Consider the following 2,832-nt stretch of genomic DNA (forward strand, 5'->3'; position numbering starts at 1 on the left):
CTGCAATAGCTGCTGGAAGGCAGAATCGACATTCTCAGCATTAATAATGGGCCAATTTATCATTTGCTAAGCATTATGTCTTAGCGTCTTTGGTGTCAGTCCCCCAGATGACACAAGGAGCAAACGAAATGTCGATCTCACTTTCCTCGGCCCGTAGCCTGGCAGTTGGTGCGGTTGGCGCAAGCGCGGTGGCCGGCGCGATGGTGTTCGGTGCCCTCCCCGCGGCTAACGCTGCCCCAATGCCCGCCCCGGTGCCGGTGTTCTTGCATCACCAGGACCGCGACGACCACCACGGCAAGAAAGACCGCGACGACCACCACGGCAAGAAAGACCGCGACGACCGCCACGGCAAGCACGACCGCGACGACCACTTCGGGCGTCATGACCGCGACGACTTCCGCGGTTGGTGGTGGTGAGCCGATCCGCCAGGGGGGAGCACCGGCTAGCCTCGCCCGTCGACTGACGAGGCTAGTCGGCCCCCTAAGCCAATCCACGCCGATCTGATTACACCGTCAGGTCGGCGTGGATTTTTTTGTGCGGGCCTACGGGTCGCGCGGCAGCCCCAGCAGACGCTCGGCGATGATGTTGAGCTGTACCTCCGAGGTGCCGCCGTAGATGGTGGTGGCGCGGCTGGCCAGCAGGTACTCATCCCACTTGCCGGCCGGTGTGTCCGGGTCGCCGATCGCGGCGTCGGCGCCGAACGAGGCCACCCCGAACTCCGCGTAGCCCTGCCCGGTGCGCATCGACAACAGCTTGGAGATGGCCGCCGACGGCATCGCGTCGCCGCCGGCCAGCGTCAACAACGTGGAGCGCATGTTGAGCACCTTGGCGGCGTGGCCCTCGGCGATCAGCTGTCCGGCGCGGTTTTGGGCGATCTGGTCGAACTGCCCGTCGCGAATGAATTCGACGAACTGCTCGAGGTTAGCCAAGAACGGTGCCTCGCTGCTGCCGATCGACACCCGTTCGGCGGTAAGCGTGTTCCGGCTGACCTCCCAGCCCCGGTTGACCTCGCCGAGCACCAACTCGTCGGGCACGAACACGTCGTCGATGAACACGGTGTTGAACATCGCGCCGCCGGTGAGCTCACGCAGCGGCTTCACTTCCACGCCCTCGCTGCTCATATCCAGCAGGAAGTAACTAATGCCTTGATGTTTAGGCGCGCTCGGGTCCGTCCTGGCCAGCAGCGCGCCCCACTGCGAGAACTGCGCCGCGGTGGTCCAGATCTTCTGCCCGCTGATACGCCAGCCGCCGTCGACCTTGGTCGCCTTGGTGCTCAGCCCGGCCAGGTCGGATCCGGCACCCGGCTCGGAGAACAGCTGGCACCAGATCATCTCGCCGCGGAACGTCGGCGGCAGGAAACGTTGTTTCTGCTCGTCGGTGCCGAAGGCCACGATCGACGGCACGATCCACGCCGCGATGCCGACCGTCGGCCGCCGCACCCGCCCGGTGCTGAACTCCTGGGCGATGATGATCTGCTCGACGGGATTGGCCGCCCGCCCCCAGGGCTTGGGCAGATACGGCAGTACCCACCCGCCCTCGGCGATGGCGGTGGTGCGGTCTTCGCGGGGCATCTCCTTGAGCGCGGCGACCTCGGCGCGAATATCCGCCCGCAGTTTCTCGGTATCGGGGTCCAGGTCGATGTTGATCTCGCGCATCCCGGTGCCGGTCGCGGTGTCGACCACCCGCTGCGGATACTCCGACTTGCGGCCGAAGCTGGCGGCCAGCATCAGCGCGCGGCGGTAGTAAACGTTCGTGTCGTGTTCCCAGGTGTAGCCGATACCGCCGTGGACCTGGATGCAATCCTGCGTGCAGCGCTGCGCGGCCGCCGGCGCCAACGTCGCCGCCACCGCCGCGGCGAACTCGACCGCTGAACTAGCCCCGGTACCCTCGGGCTCCCAGCCGTTTTCGCTGGCCTCGTCGACGGCGCGGGCCGCGTCCCACACGGCGGCGGTGGCCCGTTCGGTGTCGGCGATCATCTCGGCGCACTTGTGCTTGACGGCTTGGAACTGACCGATCGGCCTGCCGAACTGCTCACGGATCTTCGCGTATTCCGCGGCGGTATCGGTGGCCCACCGCGCGACGCCGACGGCCTCGGCCGACAGCAGCGTGGAAATCAGCGCATGCGCGGTGACCACGCTGAGATTGCTCAGCACCGCATCGTCGCCGACCTCGACGGCGTTGGCCCGCACATGCGCGATCGGCCGCAGCGGGTCGACGCTCTTCACCGGCTCGATCTCGAGTTGATCGGCGCGTAGCACCACCCACTCTTCACCGCTGTCGATCGCCACCGGCAACACCAGCACCGACGCCTCGCCGGCCGCAGGCACCCCTCGGAGTTCGCCGCGGATCACCAACGCCTCGTCTTTTGGGCCGTGCCGCGTGGCGGTCAGCCCGGAATCCAGGGCGTAAGCGGCGATCGCCGCCCCGGAAGCCAGGTCGTTGAGCACTTTGGCGTCCGGGTCGTGCGCTGAGATCAGCGCACTGGCGATCGCCGACGGCACGAACGGGCCGGGCACCGCCCCGTGGCCGAACTCGGCGAGCACCACGGCAAGCTCGAGGATGCCGAAACCCTGGCCGCCAACCGATTCGGCCAAATGCACGCCATGCAGGCCTTGTTCGGCCGCGGCCTGCCAGTACGTCGGTGGGTTGTCGATCGGTGTTTCCAGCGCGGCGTGCAAAACCTCCGACGGCGCTACCCGCGCCACCAGGGATCGCACCGAATCGGCCAGGTCTTGATGCTCAGGAGTTATTGCGATCGGCATTGGTCGCCTTCCGTCGGGTCTTCTTCCGCCAATCTAATAACCGGTCGGTTGGTTGACGACATGGGCTAGC

2 protein-coding genes are annotated in these 2,832 nt (G+C 66.5%); one reads left to right on the top strand and one right to left on the bottom strand.

The window, feature by feature from the left end:
• Positions 1 to 128: 128 nt before the first annotated feature.
• Complete coding sequence (locus WAN71_RS16795) at positions 129 to 416, top strand: hypothetical protein (RefSeq protein ID WP_422226419.1); 288 nt, start codon at positions 129 to 131, stop codon at positions 414 to 416.
• A gap of 126 nt (positions 417 to 542) precedes the next feature.
• Here the strand turns inward: WAN71_RS16795 and WAN71_RS16800 are convergent, their stop codons facing one another.
• A complete protein-coding gene (locus WAN71_RS16800; protein WP_422226420.1) occupies positions 543 to 2,762 on the bottom strand; it encodes an acyl-CoA dehydrogenase in 2,220 nt (739 codons plus the stop codon).
• Positions 2,763 to 2,832 lie beyond the last annotated feature (70 nt).

This window comes from Mycobacterium sp., from assembly GCF_049280035.1.
In the GTDB taxonomy this organism is placed as follows: domain Bacteria; phylum Actinomycetota; class Actinomycetes; order Mycobacteriales; family Mycobacteriaceae; genus Mycobacterium.

What these genes read in the sequence shown, in the direction of transcription:
- WAN71_RS16800 (WP_422226420.1), bottom strand. Translation starts at nt 2,762, where the DNA reads ATGCCGATCGCAATAACTCCTGAGCATCAAGACCTGGCCGATTCGGTG.
- WAN71_RS16795 (WP_422226419.1), top strand. Translation starts at nt 129, where the DNA reads ATGTCGATCTCACTTTCCTCGGCCCGTAGCCTGGCAGTTGGTGCGGTT.